This is a genomic window from Micromonospora sp. DT63 (assembly GCF_049841615.1).
Lineage (GTDB): Bacteria > Actinomycetota > Actinomycetes > Mycobacteriales > Micromonosporaceae > Micromonospora.
This window is the reverse complement of sequence record NZ_JBNCKQ010000009.1, coordinates 22,433-46,435: the sequence shown is the minus strand read 5'-3', so window position 1 is coordinate 46,435 and position 24,003 is coordinate 22,433. Positions and strand designations below refer to the sequence as shown.

The window sequence follows — 24,003 nt, the reverse complement described above, 5'->3', positions numbered from 1 at the left end:
CTCTGTGGCATGGACGACAAGACCATCCTGAACCGGATCTCCGAGCTGGTCGACGAGGAACACCGGCTGCGCGCGGACGCCCAGGCCCACGAGTCGGGCACCGAGGGGGAGGCCAGCGAGCGGCTCCGCGCGCTGGAGGAGTCCCTCGACCAGTGCTGGGACCTGCTGCGCCGCCGTCGGGCCGCCCGAGAGACCCACGGCGACCCGGACTCCCAGGGCGAACGCCCCAAGCCCGAGGTCGAGCGCTACCTGCAGTGACCGGTGGGAGTGGGTCGGGCAGCCGCTCGGGCAGCCCGACCCGCTCCGCTCAGCGGATGCCCGCCTCCCGCAGCAGCTCCCCCGTCAGTGCGCCGGGGTCGACCTGCTCGGCGCTCAGCCCCCGGGCCACGAACCACGCGCTGACCACCCGCACGTCGCGGGCCAGGAACTCGGGACCCTGCGGGTTCGCCACCACGTCGACCACCTGCGGCAGATCGATCACGACCAGCCGCCCGGAGTGCACGAGCAGGTTGTACGGCGACAGGTCGCCGTGCGCGTAGCCGGCCCGAGCCAGCACGCGCAGCGCCTCGACAAGCTGGCCCCACAGGTCGCGCAGCTCCGCCGTGCCGGGCCGGAGCTGGGCCAGCCGAGGCGCGGCAAGCCCCGACTCGGCGTCGCCGACGAACTCCAACATCAGTTCGGTGCCCCGCAACTGCACGGGGTACGGCACGGCGATCCGGTCGTAACCGGCGCCGATCTCCCAGAGCCGGGCCAGCGCGGCGAACTCGGCCGCCGCCCACTGCCCGGCGATCATCTGCCGGCCGAAGGCCGTCCGGCCGGCCATCGCCCGGTTTTCCCGGGACCGCCGCACCCGGCGCCCCTCCAGGTAGCCGGCATCACGGTGGAACAGCCGGTGCTCGGCGTCCCGGTATCGCTTGACGGCCAGCAGACAGGATCGGTCCGTGTCCGGTACCGCACGGCGGACCAGGTGGACGTCCGCCTCCTTGCCGGTCTTGAGCACACCCAGTTCGGTGTCCTTGGCGGCCAGCTCGGTGATCAGCCACTGCGGGTGCGGCTCGGGGCCGTGCACGGCGTCGTCCCACGACGACCAGCGTTCGCCGGTGGCCGGGTCGGGTTCGCCGTCGGGGTCGGCGGGCGGCTCGGTGGGCCGCCCGCGCTTCAGAAACTGCGGTTCGTCGTCGTCGAAGCGGCTCTTGCCGCGGCTGCGGCGCTCCAGCGCCGGCAGGTCATGATCGCGCACTGTGGTGAGGTTCCCTTGGTCGAGGCTGAGTTAGGCAGCTGGAAGCGACCTGCGAAGACGGCCATGACCGACCCCCTCTCCTCGACCGGGCGCACGCCCGGGTGCACGATGCGCCGCCCATGCTGCCGTCGCCCCGACGGCGGGTCAATCGAATTAGCGCGGCCGCTGCAACGGCCGGGTGCACGCCGCGTCCGGCGGCGGCGAACCCCGTCAGCTAGCGAGCACCGTGGCGACCGCGGCGATCAGCCCGTCCACCGTGCGGCTCGGCGCGAACCGGACGTCCGACCAGGTCCGTCCCCGGTGCAGCCAGACGCTGGGCAATCCGACGGCCGCGGCGCCGCCGATGTCCGCCTCCGGGCTGTCGCCGACCACCCAGGCGCCGCGCAGCGGCATCCGGACCCGCTGCGCGGCGAGCGCGAAGATCCGCGGGTTGGGCTTGCTGACCCCGGCCTCCTCGGAGATCACCCAGTCGGCGACGTACCGATCCAGGCCGGTACGTCGGATCTTGGCGTCCTCGACGCGTACGGTGCCGTTGCAGACCACCACCGGCACCCAACCCGCGTCGTCGGCGATCCGCAGCGCGCAGGCGGTCAGCGGATCGAGGCGGGTCTGCTCCACCACCCCGTCGTGCAGCTCCTCCACCAGGTCGATCGAGGGGATACGCAGCTCGTAGCGGTCCCGGATGGCGTCGGCGAGATCCCAGCGGTCGGTCAGACCGTCGGCGTCGATCGAGAGCAGCCAGTCGATGTCGGTGGGGGGCGCACCTATGCCGTCCAGGAAGCGCTCACCCCAGCGGCGGAACGGCCCGGCCCGATCCAGCAGGGTGTTGTCCAGGTCCAGCAGGAGCAGTGGCACTCGGGCACCCTACGGGACCGACGTGTCCGCCAACAGATCCCGCGGGCGTCGACCTGACGGTGGGCTCAACCGGTCAGCGACACCCGTGGGCCGCCCTGGCCCGGCAGCAGATCGGCGAGCATCGAATGGGCCGACCGGGTGTCCGCGAGCGCGGCCGGGTCGAGGGTCGCCACCAGCACCGCCGTGCCCTCGTCGGCGCCCCGGGCGAGCGTACGTCCCTGCGGGTCGTAGATCGCCGCGCCGCCGTTGAACCGCCACGGGTCGCTGCCGCCGACCGCGTTGGCGAAGACCACGAACATGGTGTTGTCCAGGGCCCGCGCGGCGTAGTACAGGTCCCGGCGGTGCTCGGAGCCGGCCAGGTAGCCGCTGGGGCACAGGTAGGCGTGCGCGCCGTCGAGCGCGGCGGCGCGGCCGTGCTCGGGGAAGCAGCCGTCGTAGCAGATGCCCAACCCGAGCCGCCAGTCGTCGACCAGCAGCGTGGCGCCCCGACCGCCGGGGGTGAACAGCTCGCGCTCGTCGCCCCACAACTGCTGCTTGTCGTACCCGACCCGGATCGTGCCGACGCGGTCGACCACCAGGGCGGCGATGGTGCGCCGGCCGTCCGGGTGCCGTGCCGCCGCCCCGACCACCAGGGTGCTCCCGGCCGTGCGCGCCGCGTCGCGCAGCGGGTCGAGTCGGGCGTCGACGACCACCCCGGCCGGGTCGACAGCCACGTCGGTGCCGACCGGGTCGACGGCGAGGGTCGGCGGGTGGTACGCGCACAGGTACAGCTCGGGGAGGACGACCACGCGGGCGCCCTGGCCGGCGGCGTGACGGACCAGCTCGGCCGCCGCCGCCGCGTTGCCGGCGACGTCACCGGGGACGGGGGTGGCCTGGACGGTGGCGACGGTCAGCGCCGCGGTGGGCGTGGGGTGCAGCGGGGTCACCGGAGGATGGTAAACGGCACCGCACCAAGCCGTACGTACGGTTTGCATGGCCCGGGGTGACCTGCGACGATCGACGTGTGCCCAGAGTAAGCCAGGACCAGCTCGACGCGCGCCGGCAGGAGATCCTCGCCGCCGCGCGGGCGTGTTTCGCGCGGCTCGGCTACGAGGGGGCGACTGTCCGTCGCCTCGAGGAGGCCACCGGGCTGTCCCGGGGCGCCATCTTCCACCACTTCCGGGACAAGGACTCGCTCTTTCTCGCCGTCGCCGAGGACGACGCCGCCGCGATGGTCGAGACGGTGGCCCGCAACGGTCTGGTGCAGGTGATGCGCGATCTGCTGGCCCGCGCGGTCTCCCCCGACACCACCGGCTGGCTGGGCAGCCAACTGGAGGTCTCCCGCCGGCTGCGCACCGATCCGGCGTTCGCCAAGCGCTGGGCGGAGCGGTCGGCAGCGATCGCCGAGGCGACCCGGGACCGGTTGGCCCGCCAGCGCGACGCCGGGGTGCTGCGCGAGGACGTACCGATCGACGTGCTGGCCCAGTTCCTGGAGCTGGCCTACGACGGCCTGGTGCTGCACCTGGCGATGGGCCGACCCGCCGGCGACCTGGGTCCGGTGCTCGACCTGGTCGAGGAGGCCGTCCGCCGCCGCTGAACGCCTGCCGCACACCGGGACGGGGACCGTGGCGGTCGTGCTCCACGAAGAAGGCGGTCCGCCGCCGCTGAACGCCTGCCGCATACCGGGACGGGGACCGTGGCGGTCGTGCTCCACAATGGGGCCGCCGATCCCTCCGGCGACAGGAGCAGCCGATGATCGTCCACGCCGCGTCGGGCGACACCTGGGGCATCCCCGGCCCGACCTTCCTCCGGCTCTACCTCGTGGCGACCGCCGTCGTGGTCGCCCTCGCGGTGCTGCACCGGGTCCGCCTCGCCACCGAAGGGGGCCACGCCAGCGCCGACCCGCTCGGCCCCCAACAGGTCGCGTACCTCAACGGTGGGCCGACACTCGCCGTGCACGCCGCGCTCGGCGGGCTGCGCGGCAGCGGCGCGATCGGCGTACGGCCGGACCGTCGACTCACCACCGTCGGGCCGGCGCCGACCGGGCTCACCCCGTTGGACGGCGCCATCCACTGGGCGGCCCACCAGCACTCCCGCGTCCGTGACCTGAGCCAGAACGACCGGGTGGTCACCGCGCTCGCCCAGCTCCGCACCGGCCTCGAAGAGCGCGGCCTGCTCGTGAGCCCGGAGCGACGCGCCACCGCGAGGCGGTGGGCACGGCTCCTCGCCGCGCTGCTGGTGCTCGGCGTGGTGCGGCTGTTCGCCGGCCTGACCAACGGGCGGCCCGTGGGCTACCTGCTGCTCACCCTGGTCGGGGTGCTGGTAGCGGTGCTGCTGCTCTGGCGCGTGCCCCAGACCAGTCGGGCCGGTCGGGCCATGCTGCGCGACCTGCGTAAGCGCAACAACCACCTGGCCCCCGCCTCGTCTCCCGCGTACGCCACCTACGGCGCGGCGGGCGCGGCGATGGGCGTGGCGCTGTACGGCACCGCGTCGCTCTGGGCGATCGACCCCGGCTTCGCCGAGCAGGCCGAGATCCAGCGCCAGGCCATCGCCAGCAGCGGCTGGTCGTCGGGCTCCGGCTCGTCGGGCAGCGGCAGCTCGTGTGGCGGCGGCAGCTCCTGCGGTGGCGGCAGTTCCTGCGGTGGCGGGGGCGGGTGCGGCGGAGGCGGGTGCGGCGGATGACCGCCCCGTCCGGCGTCGGCATCGGCTGGCGTCCCGAGATCGCCGGTTTCGTGGCCGAGCTGCCCGGGCTGCGCTTCGTCGAGGTGGTGGCCGAGTCGGTGCCCGCCACCGGGCCGCTCCCGCCGGGGCTGGCGCAGCTGCGCGAGCGCGACGTGACAGTCGTACCGCACGGGGTGCGGCTCTCCCTCGGCGGCGCCGAGCCGGTCGACCCGGCCCGCGTCGCCCACCTGGCCGCGGTGGCGCAGCGGCTCGACGCCCCGCTGGTCAGCGAGCACATCGCCTTCGTCCGGGCCGGTGGGCTGGAGGCCGGGCACCTGTTGCCGCTGCCGCGCAGCGCCGAGGCTGTCGACGCGGTCTGCGCCAACGTGGCCCGGGCGCAGGCCGAGCTGCCCGTGCCGATCGCGCTGGAGCCGATCGCCGCCCTGTTCGACTGGCCCGACGACGAGCTGGACGAGGCGGACTTCCTCACCGAGATCCTCGACCGCACCGGTGCGCTGCTGCTGCTGGACATCGCCAACGTGCACGCCAACGCCCGCAACCGGGGTGAGGACCCGCTCGCGCTGCTCGACCGGCTGCCGTTGGACCGGATCGGTTACGTGCACGTGGCCGGCGGTGCCGAGCACGGCGGGTTCTACCACGACACGCACACCGATCCGGTGCCGCCGGAGGTGCTGGAGCTGGTCCGCGCGCTCTGCGCCCGGCAGCGGCCACCGGCGCTCCTGCTGGAACGCGACGGCGGCTACCCACCGGCCGCCGAGCTGCGCGCCGAACTGGACGCCCTGGCCGCCGCCGCCGGCTTCCCGGCCGTGACGTGACGGGCGCCGATCCCCGTACCGGGCTCGTCGCCCGGCAGGCGGAGCTGGTGGCGACGCTTGTCGCCGGAGGTCCGCCGCCGGCGGGGTTCGCGGCCGGACCGCTGGCCGCCACCCGGGCGGCGCTGCGCCGCAAACGGGCCGGTGAGGTGGCCCGACACTGGCCGCTGCTCGCCGCCGGCCTCGGCGCGGCGTGGCCGGCGACCTTCGCCGAATGGGCCGCCGAGCGCCCCACCGCCGGGTCGCTGCGCGACGGCTGGGACCTGGCCCGGACGCTGCGCGAGCGCGGCGCGCTGCCGCCGGGCGGCGCCGAGGAACTGGCCGTCCGCGAGGCCGGCCTGCGCTATGACGGGCGTCGGGCGCCGCGCCCGCGCCGGCTGCCGGCCGTGGCCCGCGTCGGCGGCGCCGTCGCGGTGCAGGTCGCCGGTCGGGTACGTCTGGTGCGCCCCGCCGCGCGTCCGCCCGCCCACGTTGGCGGGCCCGACCCGGATGCGGCAGGATCGGCGACATGGATCTCGGACTGACCGACCGGGTGTACGTGCTCACCGGCGCCTCCCGCGGGCTGGGCTACGCGACGGCGCAGTGCCTGGTCGCCGACGGCGCGCGGGTGGTGCTCTCGGCCCGCGACACCGACGCCGTCGACGCCGCCGCCGAAGCGCTGGGTGGCCCGGACCGGGCGGTCGGAGTCGCCGCCGACCTGGCCGACCCGCAGACCCCGGAGCGGCTCGTCGCGGCGGCCCGCAAGCACTTCGGCCGGATCGACGGCGCGCTCATCTCGGTCGGCGGCCCGCCCGCCGGCACCGCGGCGTCGATCACCGACGAGCAGTGGCGGCACTCCTTCGAGACCGTCTTTCTGGGCACCGTCCGCGCGGCGCGCACCGTCGCCGCCGCGCTGCCCGAAGGGGGCGCGATCGGGCTGGTGCTCTCCACCTCGGCGCGCGGCCCGGTGCCCGGCCTCGGCATCTCCAACGGCCTGCGGCCCGGCCTGGTCGGCGTCGCCAAGGACATCGCCGACGACTACGGCCCGCGTGGCGTACGCGTGGTCGGCCTGCTGCCCGGCCGGGTCCTGACCGACCGCAACCGGGAGCTGTTCGCCGCCACCGGCGACCCGGAGCGCGCCCGCGCCGAGGCGGAGGCGAGCATCCCGCTGCGCCGCCTCGGCGACCCGGCCGAGTTCGGGCGGGTGGCAGCGTTCGTGCTCTCTCCCGCGGCCAGCTACCTGACCGGCCTCACCGTCCCGGTCGACGGCGGCGCGCTGCGCGGCCTGTGACAGCGGGCGCTCCGACACCCGGCGAGGGCGGCCGAGGCGGGGATGTGCCGACCGCGCTGGGAGGTCGCACGGGTGCCGCGCATCCACGGCCGAGCAAGGCGGACCTGGCCGCCGCCACCGACCGGACCATCCCGGACGTGCTCGCGCCAGCGCTGTCGGTGCTCTTCGTCGGGATCAATCCGGGCCTGTGGTCGGCCGCCACCGGCCGGCATTTCGCCCGGCCCGGCAACCGGTTCTGGCCGGCGCTGCACCTGGGCGGGTTCACTGCCCGGCTGCTGCACCCGAGCGAACAGGACGAGTTGCCGGCCCTCGGGCTCGGAATCACCAACATGGCCGCCCGGGCCAGCGCCCGCGCCGACGAGCTGACCGCCGAGGAACTGCTCGACGGCGCCGCGATCCTGACCGACAAGGTGACCCGGTACCGGCCGCGCTGGGTGGCGGTGGTCGGGGTGACCGCGTACCGGATCGGCTTTCAGCGGCCGAAGGCCGCCTTCGGGCCGCAGCCGGAGTCGCTGGCCGGGGCACGGCTGTGGGTGCTGCCGAACCCGAGTGGACTGAACGCGCACTTCACGCCGGTGACGCTGGGCGCGGCGTTCGCCGAGCTGCGCGAGGCGACCGGCCTGCCGGACCGCCGCCCGACCTGACGCCGCCTGCCGTTGATCGACTCGACTTCCTGGAAGTCGGCCTGTCGACGCGGCCGGGACACCCCGATTTCCAGGAACCGGAGTCGATCAACCGATCGTCGGTCAGTTGGCGGCGGCGGGTGGCATCGCCTCGTCGGCGACGTACGTGCCCAGGGGCATGACCACCGGCTCGGGGCCTGTCGCGTCCACGAAGGGCCGGGGCGAGTCGGCGACAGCGAACTGGGTGCGGTACAGCTCGGCGTAGAGCCCGCCGACCGCCACCAGCTCGTCGTGGCGGCCCCGCTCGACGATCCGGCCGCCGTCGAGCACGAGGATCTGGTCGGCGTCGCGGACTGTGGAGAGCCGGTGCGCGATCACCAGGGCGGTACGCCCGGCCAACGCGACCGACAGCGCCCGCTGCACCGCCGCCTCGCTCTCCGAGTCCAGGTGGGCGGTCGCCTCGTCGAGGATCACGATCGACGGGGCCTTGAGCAGCAGCCGGGCGATGGCGATGCGCTGCTTCTCGCCGCCGGAGAAGCGGTAGCCGCGCTCCCCCACTGTGGTCTCCAGCCCGTCGGGCAGCGACCGGACGAGGTCGGCGACCTGTGCGCCGGCGAGCGCCGCCCAGATCTCGTCGTCGGTGGCGTCCGGCTTGGCGTACCGCAGGTTCTCCGCGATCGTCTCGTGGAACAGGTGCGAATCCTGGGTGACGACGCCGATCTCGTCGCGCAGGGAGGCGAGCGTGGCGTCGCGCACGTCCGTCCCGCCGACCAGCACCTGGCCGTCGGTGACGTCGTAGATGCGGGAGATGAGCATGGACAGCGTCGACTTGCCGGCGCCGGACGGGCCGACGAGGGCGACCATCTGGCCCGGCTCGACGCTGAACGAGACGCCCTTGAGCACCGGCTCGTTGACCGTCCGGTCGAGGGTGGCGACCTCCTCCAGCGAGGCGAGGGAGATCTCGGCGGCGCTCGGGTAGCGGAAGCGGACGTCGCGGAAGTCGACGCGACCGTTGCCGCGGGGCACCGGCACCGCGTCGGGCTTCTCGACGATGCCCGGCTGCAGGTCGAGCACCTCGAAGACGCGGTCGAAGGAGACCAGCGCGCTCATCACGTCCACCCGGACGTTGGAGAGCGCGGTGAGCGGCCCGTACAGCCGCGTGAGCAGCAGCGCGAGGGTCACCACGGTGCCCGCGCTGACGCCGCCGGTGACGGCGAGCCAACCGCCGAGGCCGTAGGTGAGTGCCTGCGCCAGCGAGGCGACCAGCAGCATCGCCACGAAGAACGTCCGGGAGTACATGGCGGACTGGATGCCGATGTCACGCACCCGCTCGGCCCGGTCGGCGAACCGGCGGGCCTCGATCTCGGGCTGGCCGAACAGCTTCACCAGCAGCGCCCCGGCCACCCCGAACCGCTCGGTCATGGTCGCGCTCATCTTGGCGTCGAGGTTGTACGCCTCGCGGGTGATGTCGGCCAGCCGCCGTCCGACCCGTCGGGCCGGGATGATGAAGATCGGAAGCAGCACCAGTGAGAGCGCGGTGATCTGCCAGGAGAGGGTGAACATCACCGCGGCGGTGAGGACCAGTTGGATGACGTTGCTGACCACACCGGACAGGGTGGAGGTGAACGCCCGCTGGGCGCCGAGAACGTCGTTGTTGAGCCGGCTGACCAGGGCGCCGGTCTGGGTGCGGGTGAAGAACTGCAACGGCATCCGCTGCACGTGGTCGTAGACCCGGGTGCGCAGGTCGAGGATGATGCCCTCGCCGATGCGGGCCGAATACCACCGCTGGGCCAGGGACAGCAGCGCGTCGGCGACGGCCAGCCCGGCGATGAACAGGGCCAGCTGGACCACGAGCCGACCGGCCTCGCTGCCGCCCCGGTTGATGGCGTTGATGACGTCACCGGCGAGCACCGGCGTCGCCACGCCGATGATGGCGGCCAGCACCACGGTGGCCAGAAAGACGATGATGTCGCGCCGGTAGGGCTGGGCGAAGGCCACGATGCGGCGGGCCACGCCGTGCTTGAGCCGGTGGGTGGAGACCTCGTCGCGGTTACGCATCGACCGGAGCATGCTCCACCCGGCCATGCCACCGCCGGACATCGGGTTGGACACCGCTCACCTCCGGGTCGTCGGGTGGACCACACACGTCAGGTCAATTCTCCCGACGACTCTGACAACCTCGGTCGTAACCCGGATCTTCCCGTACGGTCCTTACTATTCTCCGCGGCCGGCCAGATCCCGCAGGCGGCGGGTCTGCGCCTCCCGCTCGGCGCGCTGCTGGTCGGCGTGCGACCGCCCCGCCGCGCCGGCGAGCAGGGCCTTGATCTCCACCACCGCGTCGCGGGGCCCGGCCAGCAGGCCGGCGGTCAGGTCACGGACCGCGCCATCCAGCTCGGCCGGCGGTACGACAAGAGTGGCCAGGCCGATCCGGTCCGCCTCGGCGGCGTCCAGCCGGCGGCCGGTCGCGCAGATCTCCAGCGCCCGGGAATAGCCGACCAGCTCGACGAGGCGCTTGGTGCCGGCCAGGTCGGGCACGAGCCCGAGCGTCACCTCGGCCATCGACAACTTCGCATCGGCGGCCAGGACCCGCAGGTCACAGGCCAGAGCGAGTTGGAAACCCGCGCCGATCGCGTGCCCCTGCACGGCGGCCACCGAGACGACGTCCGGTCGGTGCAGCCAGGTGAAGCCGGCCTGGAACTCGGCGATCCGGTCGGCGCACTCCTGCTCGGGCAGCGTGGCCAGCTCGGCGAACGACCCCGGGCCGGAGGCACCAGCCACCGCGAGGTCGAGGCCGGCGGAGAACGCACGCCCCTCGCCACGCAGCACCACGACCCGGACGTCGCCGGGCAGGTCGCGAGAGAAGTCGCTCATCGCGCGCCACATCGCCGGCGTCTGGGCATTGAGCACGTCGGGCCGGCACAACGTCACCGTGGCAACCGGCCCGTCGCAGGTCAGCCGAACCCCGGTCGCCTCGGCGGTCACCGGGCTGCCCGGGGCGCGGCGCTGGTGAACGACGCGAAGGGGCGGGTCACGCCTTCTTGCGGCGCCGGGCACCGCCGCGCTGACGCAGCTGAACCCCGGACTCGGTGAGCACTCGGTGGATGAACCCGTAGGAACGGCCGGTCGAGGCCGCCAGCGCGCGGATGCTCTCCCCCGACGTGTACCGCTTTACCAGGTCCTTGGCGAGCGTCTGACGCTCGGCTCCGACGATCCGGCGACCCTTCTCAGTGCTGGTGGCTGTGCCAGTGGCTGCCATGCTGTGTCCTCACGTCCCAGACTGTGCGGTTCGGATACGGTCCCACCTATTAGACCGCCTCGGACGATCATGCGCCAGATATCAACTCTTCGCCAACCGACACGCTATGCAATGTCAGCTTCCCGATAGAGTGATCCTCGCGATCGGCCCCGGCGCATCGTCCGGAAGGGCCACCGCCGCGCGGCGACGCCTCGACCCGTACGCTCCCGGGCGTGATCGACCTGCTGGGCACCGCGGCCGGAGCGGCGGTGGTCTTCGCCGCCACCGACATCGACGACATCGTCATCCTCACGCTGTTCTTCGTGGCGGCCCGCACCACCGGCCGGCCCCGCACCTCGCAGATCGTCGCGGGCCAGTACCTGGGAATCGGCGCGCTCGCGCTGGCCAGCGCGGTGGTCGCCGCCGGGTTGCTGGTCGTGCCGGACCCGTGGACCGGGCTGCTCGGCCTGCTGCCGATCGCGTTGGGCATCCGCGCGCTGCGCGGCGCGGACGATGACGAGCCGGCCACTGTCGTCAGCGGGACACTCGGCGTGGCCGGGGTGACCATCGCCAACGGCGCCGACAACGTGGCCGTCTACGTACCCGTGTTCCGGGCTCTCGGCCCCGGCGACAGCGCGGTCTTCCTGCTGGTCTTCGTCGTGTTCGTCGGCCTGTGGTGCGCCGCCGCGGCCTGGCTCGGCGGCCACCGGCGGGTGGTCGCCCTGGTGGAGCGCGCCGGGCACTGGCTGGTGCCGGCGATCTTCGTCGCCATCGGCGTGGTGATCCTGGTCAGCTCCGGCGTGCTCGGCCGGCTGGTCGACCTGCTCGGCTGAGAACGGGCCGACCCACCCACCGGCGGCGGCCCGAGCCGGCCCGCCCTGTCAGGCCAGCTCGACCAGTTCGAGGAGGTCGTCGCTCCAGGCGTCCTCGTCGCCGTCGGGCAGCAGGATCGCGCGGTCGGGCTTGAGCGCGAGCACCGCGCCCGGGTCGTGCGTGACCAGCACGATGGCGCCCGGGTAGTTGGCGATCGCGTCGAGCACCTGCTCGCGGCTGACCGGGTCGAGGTTGTTGGTCGGCTCGTCGAGCAACAGCACGTTGGCGCCGGAGCAGACCAGGGTGGACAGCGCCAGGCGGGTCTTCTCGCCGCCGGAGAGCACCCCGGCCGGCTTGTTCACGTCGTCGCCGGAGAACAGGAACGCACCGAGGATCTTGCGCAGGTCGGTGTCGGACTGCTCGACGGCTGCGGCGCGCATGTTCTCCAGCACCGTCCGCTCCACGTCAAGCGTCTCGTGCTCCTGGGCGTAGTACCCCAACCGCAGCCCGTGCCCCGCGTGCACCTCGCCCGTGTCCGGGGTGAGCAGCCCGCCGAGCATCCGCAGCAGCGTCGTCTTGCCAGCGCCGTTGAGCCCGAGGATGGCCACCCGGGAACCACGGTCCACCGCGACGTTGACGTCGGTGAAGATCTCCAGCGAGCCGTACGACTTGGACAGGCCGGTCGCGGTGAGCGGCGTCTTGCCACACGGGGCGGGGCTGGGGAAGCGCACCTTGGCCACCCGGTCGGCGACGCGTACCTCCTCCAGGCCCGAGATCAGCTTCTCGGCGCGGCGGGCCATGTTCTGCGCGGCGACGGTCTTGGTGGCCTTGGCCCGCATCTTGTCGGCCTGCGCCATCAGCGCGCCGGCCTTCTTCTCCGCGTTGGCCCGCTCCCGGCGGCGGCGGCGCTCGTCGGTCTCGCGGGCCTCCAGGTACGCCTTCCAGCCCAGGTTGTAGACGTCGATCACGGACCGGGTGGCGTCGAGGAACCAGACCTTGTTGACCACCGACTCCAGCAGCGCGCCGTCGTGGGAGATCACGATGAGGCCGCCCTTGTGGTTGGCGAGGAAGCCCCGCAACCAGGTGATCGAGTCCGCGTCGAGGTGGTTCGTCGGCTCGTCGAGCAGCAGGATGCCGCCGCCGTTCTCACCGGCGTCGCGGAACAGGATCCGGGCCAGCTCGATGCGCCGGCGCTGACCGCCGGAGAGAGTGCCGATGGTCTGGGCGAGCGCGCGGTCCGGCAGCCCCAGGTTGGCGCAGATGCGAGCGGCCTCGGCCTCGGCCGCGTACCCGCCCAGGGCGGCGAACTGGTCCTCCAGCGCGCCGTAGCGGCGGACCAGCTTGTCGCTGGCGTCCTCGGCCAGTTGGGCCTCGATCTCCTTCATCTGGGACATCAGCACGTCCAGGCCACGGGCGGAGAGCACCCGGTCACGGCCGGTGACCTCCAGGTCGCCGGTGCGCGGGTCCTGCGGGAGGTAGCCGATGGCGCTGCGCTGGTCGATCTGCCCGCCGTACGGCTGCCCCTCGCCGGCGAGCACCTTCAGGGTGGTGGTCTTGCCGGCGCCGTTGCGGCCGACCAGGCCGATCCGGTCACCGGGCTGCACGCGCAGCGTGGTGTCGGACAGCAGGATCCGGGAGCCGGCGCGCAACTCCAGGCCGGTGGCAGTGATCATCTCGTGGGACTCGCTCTCGGGGTCTGGAAGGCTGACTCAGGGCACGCGAAAGCGCCGGCGGGCGGTGGGCCCGTCGGCGCGGGGGCGGTTCAGCCTTCGCAGCGCGGCACGGGGACAAGTGTACCGGGGCGCGGTCGAGCGGCCGGGCCGGATTACCAATCAAGATCATCGGGTACCGAATCGCCGTCCGGACCCGGTCCGGCGCTGACGGCCTATCACAGGACATTTCACGCGATCGAGGTCATCATGGAGCTGAACGAGAACGCGCAGGTCGACACCAGTCAGGTAGAGGACATGCGTGGATCCGGCGGAGGCGGCGGGGGCGGAGGCCTCGGGATCCCGATCCCCGGGGGCGGCGGCCTGATCGGCATCATCATCGCCGTCGTGCTGGCGTTGGCCGGTGGCGGGTTCGGGCTCAGCCAGCTCGGCGGCGGCGGCAGCGACCAGCCAGCCGACAACTCCAGCCTGGACGCCGAGTGCTCCGCGAGCGCGACCAAGACCGAGGACTGCCGCAACACCCTCTTCATCAATTCCATCCAGGCTTACTGGAAGGACGCCATGCCGAAGGCGTTCGGCGACCAGTACCAACCGGTCACCACGCGGTTCTTCAGCAACAGCGTGAACACCGGCTGCGGTCAGGCCGACTCGGGTGTCGGCCCGTTCTACTGCCCGGCGGACAAGCATGTCTACATCGACCTGACCTTCTACGACACGCTCAAGTCCGAGTTCGGCGTCGACGGCGAGTTCCCCCAGCCGTACGTTCTCGCGCACGAGTACGGCCACCACGTGCAGGACCTGCTCGGCACCGAGGCCAAGGCGCAGGACGGCAAGACCGGGGCCACCTCCGGCTCGGTCCGGCTGGAGTTGCAGGCGGACTGCTTCGCGGGCGCCTGGGCCAACCACGCCACCGAGACCAAGTCGAAGAACGACAAGGCGATCTTCAAGTCGATCAGCGAGCAGGACATCCAGGACGCGGTGGACACCGCTGGCGCGATCGGCGACGACGCCATTCAGCAGAAGTCCGGCCGGGGCAACGACCCGAGCTCGTACACCCACGGCACCGCCGCCCAGCGGCAGAAGTGGTTCGAGCAGGGCTACAACAGCGGCGACCCGAAGACCTGCGACACCTTCGGCACCAACCAGCTCTGACATCTCCACGCGATCGCGGCAGGCCCGCCGAGCGGGCCTGCCGCGATTGTCGTTGGGTGGTCAGTCGAGCCGGGAGACCTGGTAGTGCCCGATCAACCAGGCGTCGTGGACCCGCCGGACGACCACACCGAGGTGCACGGTCAGCGCCGGTCGGTCGGTGAACCCGAACTCGACCTCCAGATAGCCGAGGACCGCATCGTCGGCGAGCCGCCGGGTCTCCCGGATCTCGTACGCGGCGGTCAGGCCGAGCGGCTGCGCGGCGTAGTACGCGGCGACGCCGGCCCGGCCGACGACGTACGGGCGCAGGCCCTGGAAGATCGCATCCTCGGTGAAGACCGACGCGACCTGATCCGGCTGGTGGGCGTCGACAGCTGACTTCCACCGGTCCAGGACGGTCCGCAGGACGTCCGCCTCGCTGCCGGCCACCGTCAACTCCTCGCCTGCCGGGGCGGCTGACCCGGGTCGTTCGGGTGCGGCGTCAACACCGTGACCGTCTCCCGCCGCCAGGCGCGCAGCGGCATCGACGCGAGGACCGCCTCCAACTCGTCCGCGTCGGCGGCCTGGAAGAGCCCCCACGTACGCCACTCCCCCGGCGCCAGCGGCGGCCGCCACAGGCGCAGTAGGCTGCCCTGTGCCACCAGCTCGGCCGAACGCGCCGCCTCCCGTGCGCGCATGTCGGCGACCTCGTCCTCGGACGTGCCGTCGGGAACCGTCGTCACCATGTCAACCAGGAACTCCACCCGCCCATCCTCCGGCCGGCGGCCCGGCAGCACGCCGGGAACCCCGATCTGCGTGGCGGTCGTCTCCCCCTGCGGCCCGCCGTCGCTGGCGCCGAGGCCGGCGGCCGTTACCGCGCGGGATCGGGCTCCGGGTCGCGCAGCCGGATCCGTACCGCCCGGGCCGCGCCCACCGCCGCCACCAGCACCGCGTGCCGCGGCTCCGGCACGTCGAGCAACCGCTCGGCCCGCAGCGGCACGAGCGGGGCCAGCCGCCGGTCGGCCAGCACCGTGTCCACCGCCCGCCGGTCACCGCCACAGACGAGGGCCGCGAGCCGCGCCGCCTCCGGCAACAGCAGGCGTACGGCCAGGTCCGCCGCGTCGCCCAGCGCCGCCTTGGCCTGGTTGTCGCGGCGGCGGGCGAACCGGTGCTGCGACCATCCCCCGGCGGCGGTGCGCCCCTGCACGTACCGGGTGTCCACCTTGGAGACCACGAGGTCGGGGCCCTGCGCCACACCTACCGCCACCGCACCCTTGCGGGCCAGCAGCAGGCCGATCCGGTGCGGTGCGCCGGCTGCGGCGACGAAGGCCGCCACGTCCGCGCCGACCGGAGCGCCCGGCGGGGCGTACAGCTCGGCGGTGGTCCCGTCGGGGGCGGTGAGCAGCAGGCCGTACTCCCGCGCGGTGGTGGTGGGCGGGCCGTGCCGGTCGGCGAAGCCCTCGACCCAGCGGCCGACGCGGGCCGGGTCGACCTCGACCCACCGGCCGCCCCCGGCTGCGGGTCGACTGGTCACGGCCCGACCGTACGCCACGACGGCTCGGGGCGGGGCGTCGGGCGGGCTCGGCTTCAGCCGGGCAGCAGCGCCACCACCGCGAGCGCGGCGATGAGCGCGCTGGAGACCAGGCCGGTGACGAGCCGGCCACGCGGCCCGGTCAGCGCCCGGCCGACCATCGTGCCGCCGCCCGCGATGAGCAGCTGCCAGCTCGCCGACGCCAGGAACACGCCGGCCACGAAGAGCCCGGCGGTCAGCCCGTTCGCGTCCGCGGTGTCCCGGCGCCCGAGCACCAGCGCGGCGAAGTAGAGCACTGTCATCGGGTTCAGCAGGGTCAGCCCGAGCACCGCCGCGTACGCCCGAGCGGGAGTACGCAGGCCCCCGCCGGCCGATGGCGCCGGCCGGGCGCGGTGGGTGGTCCACGTGCGCCAGAGGCCGTGCGCGGCGAGCCCCAGCAGGACCACTGCGGCGACCACCCGCAGCGGACCGGCCGCCGGGGCGACGACCCCGGCCAGGCTCGCGCCGCCGAACGCGGCGACCGCCGCGTACAGCCCGTCGGCCGTCGCCACCGCGAGCGCCGCGGCCGCGCCGACCCGGAACGAGGTACGGGCGCTGAGCCCCAGGATGAGGATCGCTATCGCGCCGACCGGGATGGCGACGCCGTACCCGGCCACCAGACCGGCGAGGAACGCGCCGCTCACGACGACGGGCGACGGGTCGAGGTCACCCCGGGCACGGTCCGCTGTCGACGCGCGGCGGTGGCCGCACGGACAGAAACCTGCATCGGGTACGCCTCAATCACAGTCGGCATCCTGCGCGCCCCACCCACGCCCCCGCAACGGACTTTCACCCCACGCCCACGCCCATGCCCACGCCCCACGCCCCACGCCCCACGCCCCACGCCCCACGCCCCACGCCAAGATCCTCACAACATCGCCGATGTTGCTGCCTCAGCCTGGCGGGAGACCGCAACATCGGTGAAGTTGCGCGGATCTTGCCAAGGCCGCCGGCGAGCAAGCCCATCTGGAGGCGAGCTGCGAACGTCAACGACGATCCGGCCAAGATCGCGCTCCGACCAGGATGTAGTGGCCTCGGCGACGCACCGAGGCCACTACATCAATGATCGAGCACGACCTTGGGCCCGTCAGGGTCGACAAGTGCGGGGCTCCGGGCCACTGCGGTTTCCCGCGCATCCCGCAACGGATCGAGCGCGGCGCCCCGAAGGGCACCGCGCTCGACGACTGTGGGACGGAGTCGGGTCAGACGTTGAAGCCGAGGGAACGGAGCTGGTCCCGACCCTCGTCGGTGATCTTGTCCGGGCCCCACGGCGGGAGCCACACCCAGTTGATCCGGATGTCGTTGACCAGGCCGCCGCCCGGGCCGGTGGTCAGCGCCTGCCGGGCCTGGTCCTCGATGACGTCGGTCAGCGGGCAGGCCGCCGAGGTGAGCGTCATGTCCAGGGTCGCGACGTTCTCGTCGTCGACGTGCACCCCGTACACCAGGCCGAGGTCGACCACGTTGATGCCCAGCTCGGGGTCGACGACGTCCTTCATCGCCTCCTCGATGTCGGCGATCATCGCCTTGCTGACGCCGCCCGTCGAGGTGGCGGCGTCGCCGGCACCCGGGGTCGCAGCCGCGTCGGTCGCAGCGCCGTCGGTCGTCGCAGCGCCGTCGGTCGCAACGGCGTCGGTCGTCGGGGCTCCGTCGGTCGTCACGGCGTCGGTCTGCGGCGCCGCGGTGGCGTCACCGGCCTCCGGCGTCGCCGCGGTAGCGGTGTTCTCGCTCATGCCGTCCCTCCGGTTCGCTTCGTGATGCCACCCGGCACCACAGTGCTGCTGGAAATCGCTCGCTGACGCACGCTCACGCCTTCACCTCCGGGCCCACGCCCACGCCGGCGCGTGCCGCGGCGTCCTTGAACGCCATCCACGGCAGCAGCGCGCACTTCACCCGGGCGGGGTAGCGGGCGACGCCCGCGAAGGCCACCCCGTCACCGAGTACGTCCTCGTCGGGCGTGACCTGGCCACGTCCCGACATCAACTCGACGAACGCCTCGTGCACCTCGAATGCTTCCCCGGTGCCCCGACCGCGCAGCAGTTCGTGCAGCACGCTCGCCGAGGCCTGGCTGATCGAGCAGCCCATGCCGTCGTACGAGATGTCGTGCAGCACGTCGCCGTCGGTGGCCACCCGGACGGTGATCTCGTCGCCGCAGGTCGGGTTGACGTGGTGCGCTTCCGCGACCTGGTCGGTCGCGTCGTCGGCGTCGCGCAGGCCACGGCCGTGCGGATGCTTGTAGTGGTCCAGGATGATCTCCTGGTAGAGCTGGTCGAGTTGCACCATCAGTCGAACACCTTCCGCACCTGCTCCAGACCGCCCACCAGGGCGTCGATCTCCTCGGTGGTGGTGTAGAGGTAGAACGAGGCCCGGGTCATCGCCGGGACGCCGAACCGGCTGCACACCGGCTTCGCGCAGTGGTGGCCCACCCGCACCTGCACGCCGAGCGAGTCGAGCACCTGGCCCACGTCGTGCGGGTGCACGTCACCGAGGGCGAACGAGATGGTGCCGCCGCGGCCCACCGGCACGGTCGGGCCGAAGATCCGCAGGTCCGGCACCGTGCCGAGGGCCTCCAGCGCGTACGCCGTCAGCTCCTTCTCGTGCCACTGGACGGCCCGCATCCCGACGCCGGTCAGGTAGTCGACGGCAGCGCCGAGCGCGACCGCCTCGGCGATCGGCGGGGTGCCCGCCTCGAAGCGGGCCGGCGGCGCGGCGAACGTCGACCGGGCCATGGTCACCGTCTCGATCATCGAGCCGCCGCCCATCACCGGCGGCATGGCCGCCAGCAGCTCACCGCGGCCCCAGAGCACGCCGATGCCGGTCGGACCGAGCATCTTGTGCCCGGTGAACACGATGTAGTCGGCGTCCAGGTCGACGACGTCGATGGGCAGGTGCGGCACCGACTGCGAGCAGTCCAGCAGCAGCAGCGCGCCCACCTCGCGGACCCGCGCGGTGATCCGGGAGGTCGCGTTGACGGTGCCGAGGATGTTGGACACGTGCACCAGCGAGACGATCTTCGTCCGTTCGGTGACCAGGTCCTCCAGGCCCGACTCGTCGAGCCGACCCTGGTCGGTCACCGGGAACCAGCGCAGGGTCGCGCCGGTCCGCTCGCAGAGCAGCTGCCACGGGACGATGTTCGAGTGGTGCTCCATCTCGGAGATCACCACCTCGTCGCCGGGGCCGAGCCGGAACCGGGGGTCGGCGTCCGGGCGCAGGGAGGCGTTCGAGAAGGCGTACGCCACGATGTTGATCGCCTCGGTGGAGTTCTTGGTGAACACCACCTCGTCGACGCTCGGCGCGTTGATGAACGCGGCGATCTTGGCCCGCGCCCCCTCGTACGCCTCGGTGGCCTCGGTGCCCAGGGTGTGCACCGAGCGCGACACGTTGGCGTTGTGCCGTGCGTAGTGCTCGTCGAGCACGTCGAGCACCTGCCGGGGCTTGTGCGAGGTGTTGGCGCTGTCGAGGTAGACCAGCGGGTGCCCGTTGATCTCCCGATCGAGGATCGGGAAGTCGGCGCGTACCCGGGCCACGTCGAAACGCGGCACGTCGTCGTACTGCGGCATCCCCTCGGGGATCGCGATGCTGGTCATCTCGGCAGCGCCCTCCCCACTCAGGCCTTGGCCGTGCCGGCCCCGGCGGCGTACCGCTCGTAGCCCTCGGCCTCGAGCTTGTCGGCCAGCTCCGGGCCGCCCTGCTCGACGATCCGGCCGGCCACGAAGACGTGCACGAAGTCCGGCTTGATGTAGCGCAGGATCCGCGTGTAGTGGGTGATCAGCAGCACGCCGGTGTCACCGGTGTCGCGGACCCGGTTGACGCCCTCGCTGACCACGCGCAGCGCGTCCACGTCGAGGCCCGAGTCGGTCTCGTCGAGGATCGCGATCTTCGGCTTGAGCAGCTCCAGCTGGACGATCTCGTGCCGCTTCTTCTCACCGCCGGAGAAGCCCTCATTGACGTTGCGCTGGGCGAACGCCGGGTCCATCTGCAGGCGCTCCATCGCGCCGCGCAGCTCGCCACCCCAGGTGCGCAGCTTCGGGGCCTCGCCGTCGATGGCGGTCTTCGCGGTACGCAGGAAGTTCGCCACCGAGACGCCGGGCACCTCGACCGGGTACTGCATGGCCAGGAAGAGGCCGGCGCGGGCGCGCTCGTCGACGGTCATGGCCAGCACGTCCTCGCCGTCGAGGGTCACCGAACCGCCGGTGATCTCGTACTTCGGGTGGCCGGCGATCGAGTACGCCAGGGTGGACTTGCCGGACCCGTTCGGGCCCATGATCGCGTGGGTCTCCCCCGACTTCACGGTCAGGTCGACGCCGGCCAGGATCGGCTTGAGCTCACCCTCGGGCAGCTTGACCGACACCTTCAGGTCGCGGATCTCCAGGGTGCTCATTATCGGGTCACTCCATTACTCGGCGTCAGGCTGAGGTAGATGTCGCCGTCGCGGACTTCGACGGGGTAGACGGGGACGGGTTCGGTGGCGGGCAGGCCGGTCGGCGCACCGGTGCGCAGATCGAAGCGCGAGCCGTGCAGCCAGCACTCCAGCGTGCAGCCGTCGACCTCACCCTCGGAGAGGGCGACCGCGGCGTGCGAGCACTCGTCGTACGCGGCGTAGAACTCGCCGTCCTCGCCGTGCACCAGGGCGATCGGGGTGCCGTCGACGTCCGCGCTGATCGCGGTGCCCTTCGGCACGTCCTCGGTGGAGCAGATGCGGATCATCAGGCGCCCGCCTTGGCCAGCCGGGCCTCGATCGCGTCGCCCAGGCGCTCGCGCAGCTCCTCGACCGGGATCTTGTTGATCACCTCGGCGAAGAAGCCGCGGACCACCAGTCGGCGGGCCTCACCCTCCGGGATGCCCCGGGCCATCAGGTAGAACAACTGCTCGTCGTCGAACCGGCCGGTCGCGCTGGCGTGGCCGGCGCCGGCGATCTCGCCGGTCTCGATCTCCAGATTGGGTACGGAGTCCGCCCGCGCACCGTCGGTGAGCAGCAGGTTCCGGTTGATCTCGTACGTGTCGGTGCCGGTCGCCTCGGCCCGGATCAGCACGTCGCCCACCCAGACGGTGTGCGCGTCCGCGCCCTGCAGGGCGCCCCGGTAGCCGACGTAGCTGCGGCAGTCCGGCACGGAGTGGTCGACCAGCTGGCGGTGCTCCAGGTGCTGGCCACCGTCGGCGAAGTAGACGCCGTACAGCTCGGCCTCGCCGCCCCGGCCGGTGTACTCCACGCTGGTGAACTGGCGCACCAGGTCACCGCCCAGGCTCACCTGCACGTGCGTCACCCGGGCGTCCCGGCCGAGCTTGAACTTGAGGTGCTGCGCCTGCACCGCGTCCGGTGCCCAGTCGGCCACGGTGACCAGGGTCAGCTTGGCCCCGTCGCCCACCGACACCTCGACGTTGTCCGCCAGGGTCGCCGAGCCGACGTGCTCCAGCACCAGCGTCAGCTCCGCGAAGCGGCCCACCTCGACGAAGGTGTGCCCGAAGGCCAGACCCTCGCCGCCGTCGCCGACCACCCGCACGCTCACCGGGGCGCCCACCACGACATCGCTCGCCACCGAGAACAGCAGCGCCTGCCCGGCGCCGCCGTACGCGAGCGCGCTGACCCGGTCGACCGGGGTGAGCACGCTGCCCACCCGCGGGTCGTCGGTGCCGATGCGCTCGATGGCCACGCCCTCGGGCAGCTCGCCGTACTCGTGCCGGACCGTGCCGGTGCCGGCCTGCGCGTCGCCGGCGAGGCCGCGCAGTCGCTTGAGCGGGGTGAAACGCCACTCCTCCTCCAGGCCGGTCAGGGCCGGGAAGTCGGCGACGTCGTACGAGCGCAACGCCTGCGACTTGGTGCTGGGCGGTGGCGCGGAAGCCTGGGTAGTCATGTCTTCCTTGGTCTGTCTGTTCCGTGACGACGAGGTTGGGGCAGGGTGCGGGCGGGCCGAGGTTCCGGCCCGCACCGCGGGCGGAGGCGGCGTCAGCCGACCGCGCCCTCCATCTGAAGCTCGATCAGGCGGTTCAGCTCCAGGGCGTACTCCATCGGGAGCTCCTTGGCGATCGGCTCGATGAAGCCACGGACGATCATGGCCATCGCCTCGTCCTCGCTCAGGCCCCGGCTCATCAGGTAGAAGAGCTGGTCGTCGCTGATCTTGGAGACGGTCGCCTCGTGCCCCATCGACACGTCGTCCTCGCGGATGTCGACGTACGGGTAGGTGTCCGAGCGCGAGATGGTGTCGACCAGCAGCGCGTCGCACTTGACAGTGCTCCGGCTGTGGTGCGAACCCTCCAGCACCTGCACCAGACCGCGGTACGAGGTGCGGCCGCCGCCACGGGCGATCGACTTGGAGATGATGGACGAGGAGGTGTGCGGCGCGGCGTGCACCATCTTGGCGCCCGCGTCCTGGTGCTGGCCCTCGCCGGCCATCGCCACCGAGAGCACCTCGCCCTTGGCGTGCTCGCCGGTCATGTAGACCGCCGGGTACTTCATCGTCACCTTGGAGCCGATGTTGCCGTCGACCCACTCCATGGTCGCGCCCTCGTGGCAGACGGCGCGCTTGGTGACCAGGTTGTAGACGTTGTTCGACCAGTTCTGGATGGTCGTGTACCGGCAGCGCGCGTTCTTCTTGACGATGATCTCCACGACGGCGCTGTGCAGTGAGTCCGAGGAGTAGAGCGGCGCGGTGCAGCCCTCGACGTAGTGCACGTACGCGCCCTCGTCGACGATGATCAGCGTCCGCTCGAACTGGCCCATGTTCTCCGTGTTGATCCGGAAGTAGGCCTGCAGCGGGATCTCCACGTGCACGCCCTTCGGCACGTAGATGAACGAGCCACCGGACCAGACGGAGGTGTTCAGGGCGGCGAACTTGTTGTCGCCGACCGGGATCACCGTGCCGAAGTACTCCTTGAAGACGTCCTCGTGCTCGCGCAGCGCCGTGTCGGTGTCCAGGAAGAGGACGCCCTGCTCCTCAAGGTCCTCACGGATCTTGTGGTAGACGACCTCGGACTCGTACTGCGCCGCGACACCGGCGACCAGACGCTGCTTCTCCGCCTCCGGGATGCCCAGCCGGTCGTAGGTGTTCTTGATGTCCTCGGGCAGGTCCTCCCAGCTGGTGGCCTGCTTCTCGGTGGACCGCACGAAGTACTTGATGTTGTCGAAGTCGATGCCGGTGAGGTCCGCGCCCCAGGCCGGCATCGGCTTGCGGCCGAACAGCCGCAGACCCTTGAGGCGCAGGTCGAGCATCCAGGCCGGCTCGTTCTTCTTGGCCGAGATGTCCCGCACCACTGCCTCGTTGATGCCACGCTGGGCGACCGCCCCGGCGGCGTCCGGGTCGGACCAGCCGTACTCGTATCGACCCAGGGCGGCGAGCTGCTCTTCCTGGGTCAGGGGCTGGACGATCTGCTCGGTCATCTATCTGTCCTCACAGTGGTGACGGGATTACCGGATTGAGCGCGGCCCGGCTGGGTCGGGATGTGCGTGGTGCACACCCCGTCGCCGTGCGCGATGGTGGCCAGGCGCTGTACGTGGGTGCCGACCAGACGGGAGATCACCGCGGTCTCGGCCTCGCACAGCTGGGGAAACTCGGCGGCCACGTGCGCCACCGGGCAGTGGTGCTGGCAGAGCTGGCCGCCGGAGGCGATCGTGGTCGCGTTGGCAGCGTAACCCTCGGCGGTGAGCGCTCCGGCGAGTGCCTCAGCCCGCGCGAGGGGGTCGTCGCCGGCGTCCTCCATGGCGGCGCGGCAGCGCGTCTCCAGTGCGGACACCTGCTCGGTGGCGAACGCCTCGACCGCGTCCGGGCCTCCGCTGCGGGCGATCCAGCGCAGCGCGGCGGTGGCCATGTTGTCGTAGTGGTGTGTGCCACAGCGGACCCGGGCCGCGTCGGTCAGCACGAACACCTTGGCCGGACGCCCCCGACCGCGGCTCCCCCGCACCGTCTGGTCGCGGGCGACGACGTCACCGTCGGCGAGCATCGCGTCCAGGTGCCGGCGGATCGCCGCCGGGCTGAGGCCGAGCGCCAGACCGAGCTGCGCGGCGGTGGTCGCGCCCCGCTCCAGCAGCAGCTGGGTGACGCGGTCCCGGGTGGAGATCTCCGTCGTGGCGCCGCCCAGCGCGGACGACGAGGCCCCGATGAGGGCGGACGCGGACGCGCCGACGGCCTGGGCAG

At 72.6% G+C, this 24,003-nt stretch carries 28 protein-coding genes; 9 read left to right on the top strand and 19 right to left on the bottom strand.

The features are described from left to right. Positions 1 to 9: 9 nt before the first annotated feature. Positions 10 to 258 (top strand): DUF2630 family protein, encoded by a 249-nt coding sequence (locus ACLQ27_RS27595; RefSeq protein ID WP_234591490.1) that lies wholly within the window; start codon positions 10 to 12, stop codon positions 256 to 258. A gap of 49 nt (positions 259 to 307) precedes the next feature. Here ACLQ27_RS27595 and ACLQ27_RS27590 read toward each other — a convergent pair whose 3' ends face one another. From ACLQ27_RS27590 to ACLQ27_RS27580, 3 genes are all read right to left on the bottom strand, one after another. After that, positions 308 to 1,240, bottom strand: a complete 933-nt coding sequence (locus ACLQ27_RS27590) for an RIO1 family regulatory kinase/ATPase (RefSeq protein ID WP_357498914.1) — start codon at positions 1,238 to 1,240, stop codon at positions 308 to 310. A gap of 210 nt (positions 1,241 to 1,450) precedes the next feature. Beyond that, positions 1,451 to 2,095 (bottom strand): HAD family hydrolase, encoded by a 645-nt coding sequence (locus ACLQ27_RS27585; RefSeq protein WP_234591492.1) that lies wholly within the window; start codon positions 2,093 to 2,095, stop codon positions 1,451 to 1,453. A 65-nt stretch (positions 2,096 to 2,160) separates the two neighbouring features. Continuing rightward, positions 2,161 to 3,021 carry a carbon-nitrogen hydrolase family protein gene (locus tag ACLQ27_RS27580; RefSeq protein ID WP_357576116.1) on the bottom strand — a complete coding sequence of 287 codons (861 nt, stop codon included), beginning with the start codon at positions 3,019 to 3,021 and terminating at the stop codon, positions 2,161 to 2,163. Positions 3,022 to 3,098: 77 nt separating this feature from the next. Here ACLQ27_RS27580 and ACLQ27_RS27575 point away from each other — a divergent pair, with 77 nt between their 5' ends. From ACLQ27_RS27575 to mug, 6 genes are all read left to right on the top strand, one after another. After that, entirely contained in the window at positions 3,099 to 3,671 is a 573-nt protein-coding gene (locus ACLQ27_RS27575; RefSeq protein WP_234591495.1) for a TetR/AcrR family transcriptional regulator, read from the top strand. 155 nt (positions 3,672 to 3,826) lie between these two features. Next, the gene (locus ACLQ27_RS27570; RefSeq protein ID WP_425869393.1) at positions 3,827 to 4,756 is read left to right on the top strand and encodes a TIGR04222 domain-containing membrane protein; all 930 of its coding nucleotides are present in this window, start codon (positions 3,827 to 3,829) and stop codon (positions 4,754 to 4,756) included. Continuing rightward, positions 4,753 to 5,571 carry a DUF692 domain-containing protein gene (locus ACLQ27_RS27565; RefSeq protein ID WP_357498907.1) on the top strand — a complete coding sequence of 273 codons (819 nt, stop codon included), beginning with the start codon at positions 4,753 to 4,755 and terminating at the stop codon, positions 5,569 to 5,571. Before ACLQ27_RS27570 ends, ACLQ27_RS27565 begins: the two co-directional genes overlap by 4 nt. After that, entirely contained in the window at positions 5,568 to 6,092 is a 525-nt protein-coding gene (locus ACLQ27_RS27560) for a hypothetical protein (protein WP_425869391.1), read from the top strand. The genes ACLQ27_RS27565 and ACLQ27_RS27560 overlap by 4 nt, the downstream gene beginning before the upstream one ends. Further along, positions 6,077 to 6,838 carry an SDR family oxidoreductase gene (locus ACLQ27_RS27555; protein WP_357498903.1) on the top strand — a complete coding sequence of 254 codons (762 nt, stop codon included), beginning with the start codon at positions 6,077 to 6,079 and terminating at the stop codon, positions 6,836 to 6,838. The genes ACLQ27_RS27560 and ACLQ27_RS27555 overlap by 16 nt, the downstream gene beginning before the upstream one ends. A 44-nt stretch (positions 6,839 to 6,882) precedes the next feature. Then, positions 6,883 to 7,482, top strand: a complete 600-nt coding sequence (gene mug, locus ACLQ27_RS27550) for a G/U mismatch-specific DNA glycosylase (RefSeq protein WP_425869389.1) — start codon at positions 6,883 to 6,885, stop codon at positions 7,480 to 7,482. Positions 7,483 to 7,584: 102 nt separating this feature from the next. Here the strand turns inward: mug and ACLQ27_RS27545 are convergent, their stop codons facing one another. The 3 genes from ACLQ27_RS27545 to ACLQ27_RS27535 form a co-directional block, all read right to left on the bottom strand. Further along, complete coding sequence (locus ACLQ27_RS27545) at positions 7,585 to 9,561, bottom strand: ABC transporter ATP-binding protein (RefSeq protein WP_425869537.1); 1,977 nt, start codon at positions 9,559 to 9,561, stop codon at positions 7,585 to 7,587. 114 nt (positions 9,562 to 9,675) lie between these two features. After that, entirely contained in the window at positions 9,676 to 10,443 is a 768-nt protein-coding gene (locus ACLQ27_RS27540; RefSeq protein WP_425869387.1) for an enoyl-CoA hydratase/isomerase family protein, read from the bottom strand. Positions 10,444 to 10,489: 46 nt separating this feature from the next. Continuing rightward, positions 10,490 to 10,717 carry a helix-turn-helix domain-containing protein gene (locus tag ACLQ27_RS27535; protein ID WP_007462679.1) on the bottom strand — a complete coding sequence of 76 codons (228 nt, stop codon included), beginning with the start codon at positions 10,715 to 10,717 and terminating at the stop codon, positions 10,490 to 10,492. Between the two features lie 212 nt (positions 10,718 to 10,929). Here ACLQ27_RS27535 and ACLQ27_RS27530 point away from each other — a divergent pair, with 212 nt between their 5' ends. Further along, complete coding sequence (locus ACLQ27_RS27530) at positions 10,930 to 11,529, top strand: cadmium resistance transporter (protein WP_425869385.1); 600 nt, start codon at positions 10,930 to 10,932, stop codon at positions 11,527 to 11,529. A gap of 48 nt (positions 11,530 to 11,577) precedes the next feature. Here the strand turns inward: ACLQ27_RS27530 and ACLQ27_RS27525 are convergent, their stop codons facing one another. Beyond that, the gene (locus tag ACLQ27_RS27525) at positions 11,578 to 13,182 is read right to left on the bottom strand and encodes an ABC-F family ATP-binding cassette domain-containing protein (RefSeq protein ID WP_234588419.1); all 1,605 of its coding nucleotides are present in this window, start codon (positions 13,180 to 13,182) and stop codon (positions 11,578 to 11,580) included. Between the two features lie 246 nt (positions 13,183 to 13,428). On the opposite strand from ACLQ27_RS27525, the gene ypfJ reads away from it, so the two are divergent. Continuing rightward, entirely contained in the window at positions 13,429 to 14,331 is a 903-nt protein-coding gene (gene ypfJ, locus ACLQ27_RS27520) for a KPN_02809 family neutral zinc metallopeptidase (protein WP_357498893.1), read from the top strand. Between the two features lie 60 nt (positions 14,332 to 14,391). Here the strand turns inward: ypfJ and ACLQ27_RS27515 are convergent, their stop codons facing one another. From ACLQ27_RS27515 to ACLQ27_RS27460, 12 genes are all read right to left on the bottom strand, one after another. Next, positions 14,392 to 14,757, bottom strand: a complete 366-nt coding sequence (locus ACLQ27_RS27515) for a nuclear transport factor 2 family protein (protein ID WP_425869383.1) — start codon at positions 14,755 to 14,757, stop codon at positions 14,392 to 14,394. A 2-nt stretch (positions 14,758 to 14,759) separates the two neighbouring features. Continuing rightward, positions 14,760 to 15,071 carry a muconolactone Delta-isomerase family protein gene (locus ACLQ27_RS27510; RefSeq protein ID WP_425869381.1) on the bottom strand — a complete coding sequence of 104 codons (312 nt, stop codon included), beginning with the start codon at positions 15,069 to 15,071 and terminating at the stop codon, positions 14,760 to 14,762. A gap of 107 nt (positions 15,072 to 15,178) precedes the next feature. Continuing rightward, a complete protein-coding gene (locus tag ACLQ27_RS27505; protein WP_357498887.1) occupies positions 15,179 to 15,841 on the bottom strand; it encodes an acVLRF1 family peptidyl-tRNA hydrolase in 663 nt (220 codons plus the stop codon). A gap of 53 nt (positions 15,842 to 15,894) precedes the next feature. Further along, the gene (locus ACLQ27_RS27500; protein WP_357498885.1) at positions 15,895 to 16,521 is read right to left on the bottom strand and encodes a LysE family transporter; all 627 of its coding nucleotides are present in this window, start codon (positions 16,519 to 16,521) and stop codon (positions 15,895 to 15,897) included. 558 nt (positions 16,522 to 17,079) lie between these two features. Further along, complete coding sequence (locus ACLQ27_RS27495; protein ID WP_425869378.1) at positions 17,080 to 17,607, bottom strand: metal-sulfur cluster assembly factor; 528 nt, start codon at positions 17,605 to 17,607, stop codon at positions 17,080 to 17,082. 73 nt (positions 17,608 to 17,680) lie between these two features. After that, positions 17,681 to 18,154, bottom strand: a complete 474-nt coding sequence (gene sufU, locus ACLQ27_RS27490) for a Fe-S cluster assembly sulfur transfer protein SufU (protein ID WP_234588465.1) — start codon at positions 18,152 to 18,154, stop codon at positions 17,681 to 17,683. Positions 18,155 to 18,156: 2 nt separating this feature from the next. Next, positions 18,157 to 19,461, bottom strand: coding sequence for a cysteine desulfurase (locus tag ACLQ27_RS27485; RefSeq protein ID WP_357498883.1), 1,305 nt, complete (start codon positions 19,459 to 19,461; stop codon positions 18,157 to 18,159). 20 nt (positions 19,462 to 19,481) lie between these two features. Then, positions 19,482 to 20,255 carry a Fe-S cluster assembly ATPase SufC gene (sufC, locus tag ACLQ27_RS27480; RefSeq protein ID WP_151489655.1) on the bottom strand — a complete coding sequence of 258 codons (774 nt, stop codon included), beginning with the start codon at positions 20,253 to 20,255 and terminating at the stop codon, positions 19,482 to 19,484. Then, the gene (locus ACLQ27_RS27475; RefSeq protein WP_234588432.1) at positions 20,255 to 20,581 is read right to left on the bottom strand and encodes a non-heme iron oxygenase ferredoxin subunit; all 327 of its coding nucleotides are present in this window, start codon (positions 20,579 to 20,581) and stop codon (positions 20,255 to 20,257) included. The genes sufC and ACLQ27_RS27475 overlap by 1 nt, the downstream gene beginning before the upstream one ends. After that, on the bottom strand, positions 20,581 to 21,726 hold the full coding sequence (gene sufD, locus ACLQ27_RS27470) for a Fe-S cluster assembly protein SufD (RefSeq protein ID WP_357498880.1): 1,146 nt from the start codon (positions 21,724 to 21,726) through the stop codon (positions 20,581 to 20,583). The genes ACLQ27_RS27475 and sufD overlap by 1 nt, the downstream gene beginning before the upstream one ends. A 92-nt stretch (positions 21,727 to 21,818) precedes the next feature. After that, positions 21,819 to 23,249: a Fe-S cluster assembly protein SufB gene (sufB, locus tag ACLQ27_RS27465; protein ID WP_234588434.1), complete on the bottom strand. Its 1,431-nt coding sequence runs from the start codon at positions 23,247 to 23,249 to the stop codon at positions 21,819 to 21,821. After that, positions 23,246 to 23,968, bottom strand: coding sequence for a helix-turn-helix transcriptional regulator (locus ACLQ27_RS27460; RefSeq protein WP_234588466.1), 723 nt, complete (start codon positions 23,966 to 23,968; stop codon positions 23,246 to 23,248). Before ACLQ27_RS27460 ends, sufB begins: the two co-directional genes overlap by 4 nt. Positions 23,969 to 24,003: the final 35 nt, after the last annotated feature.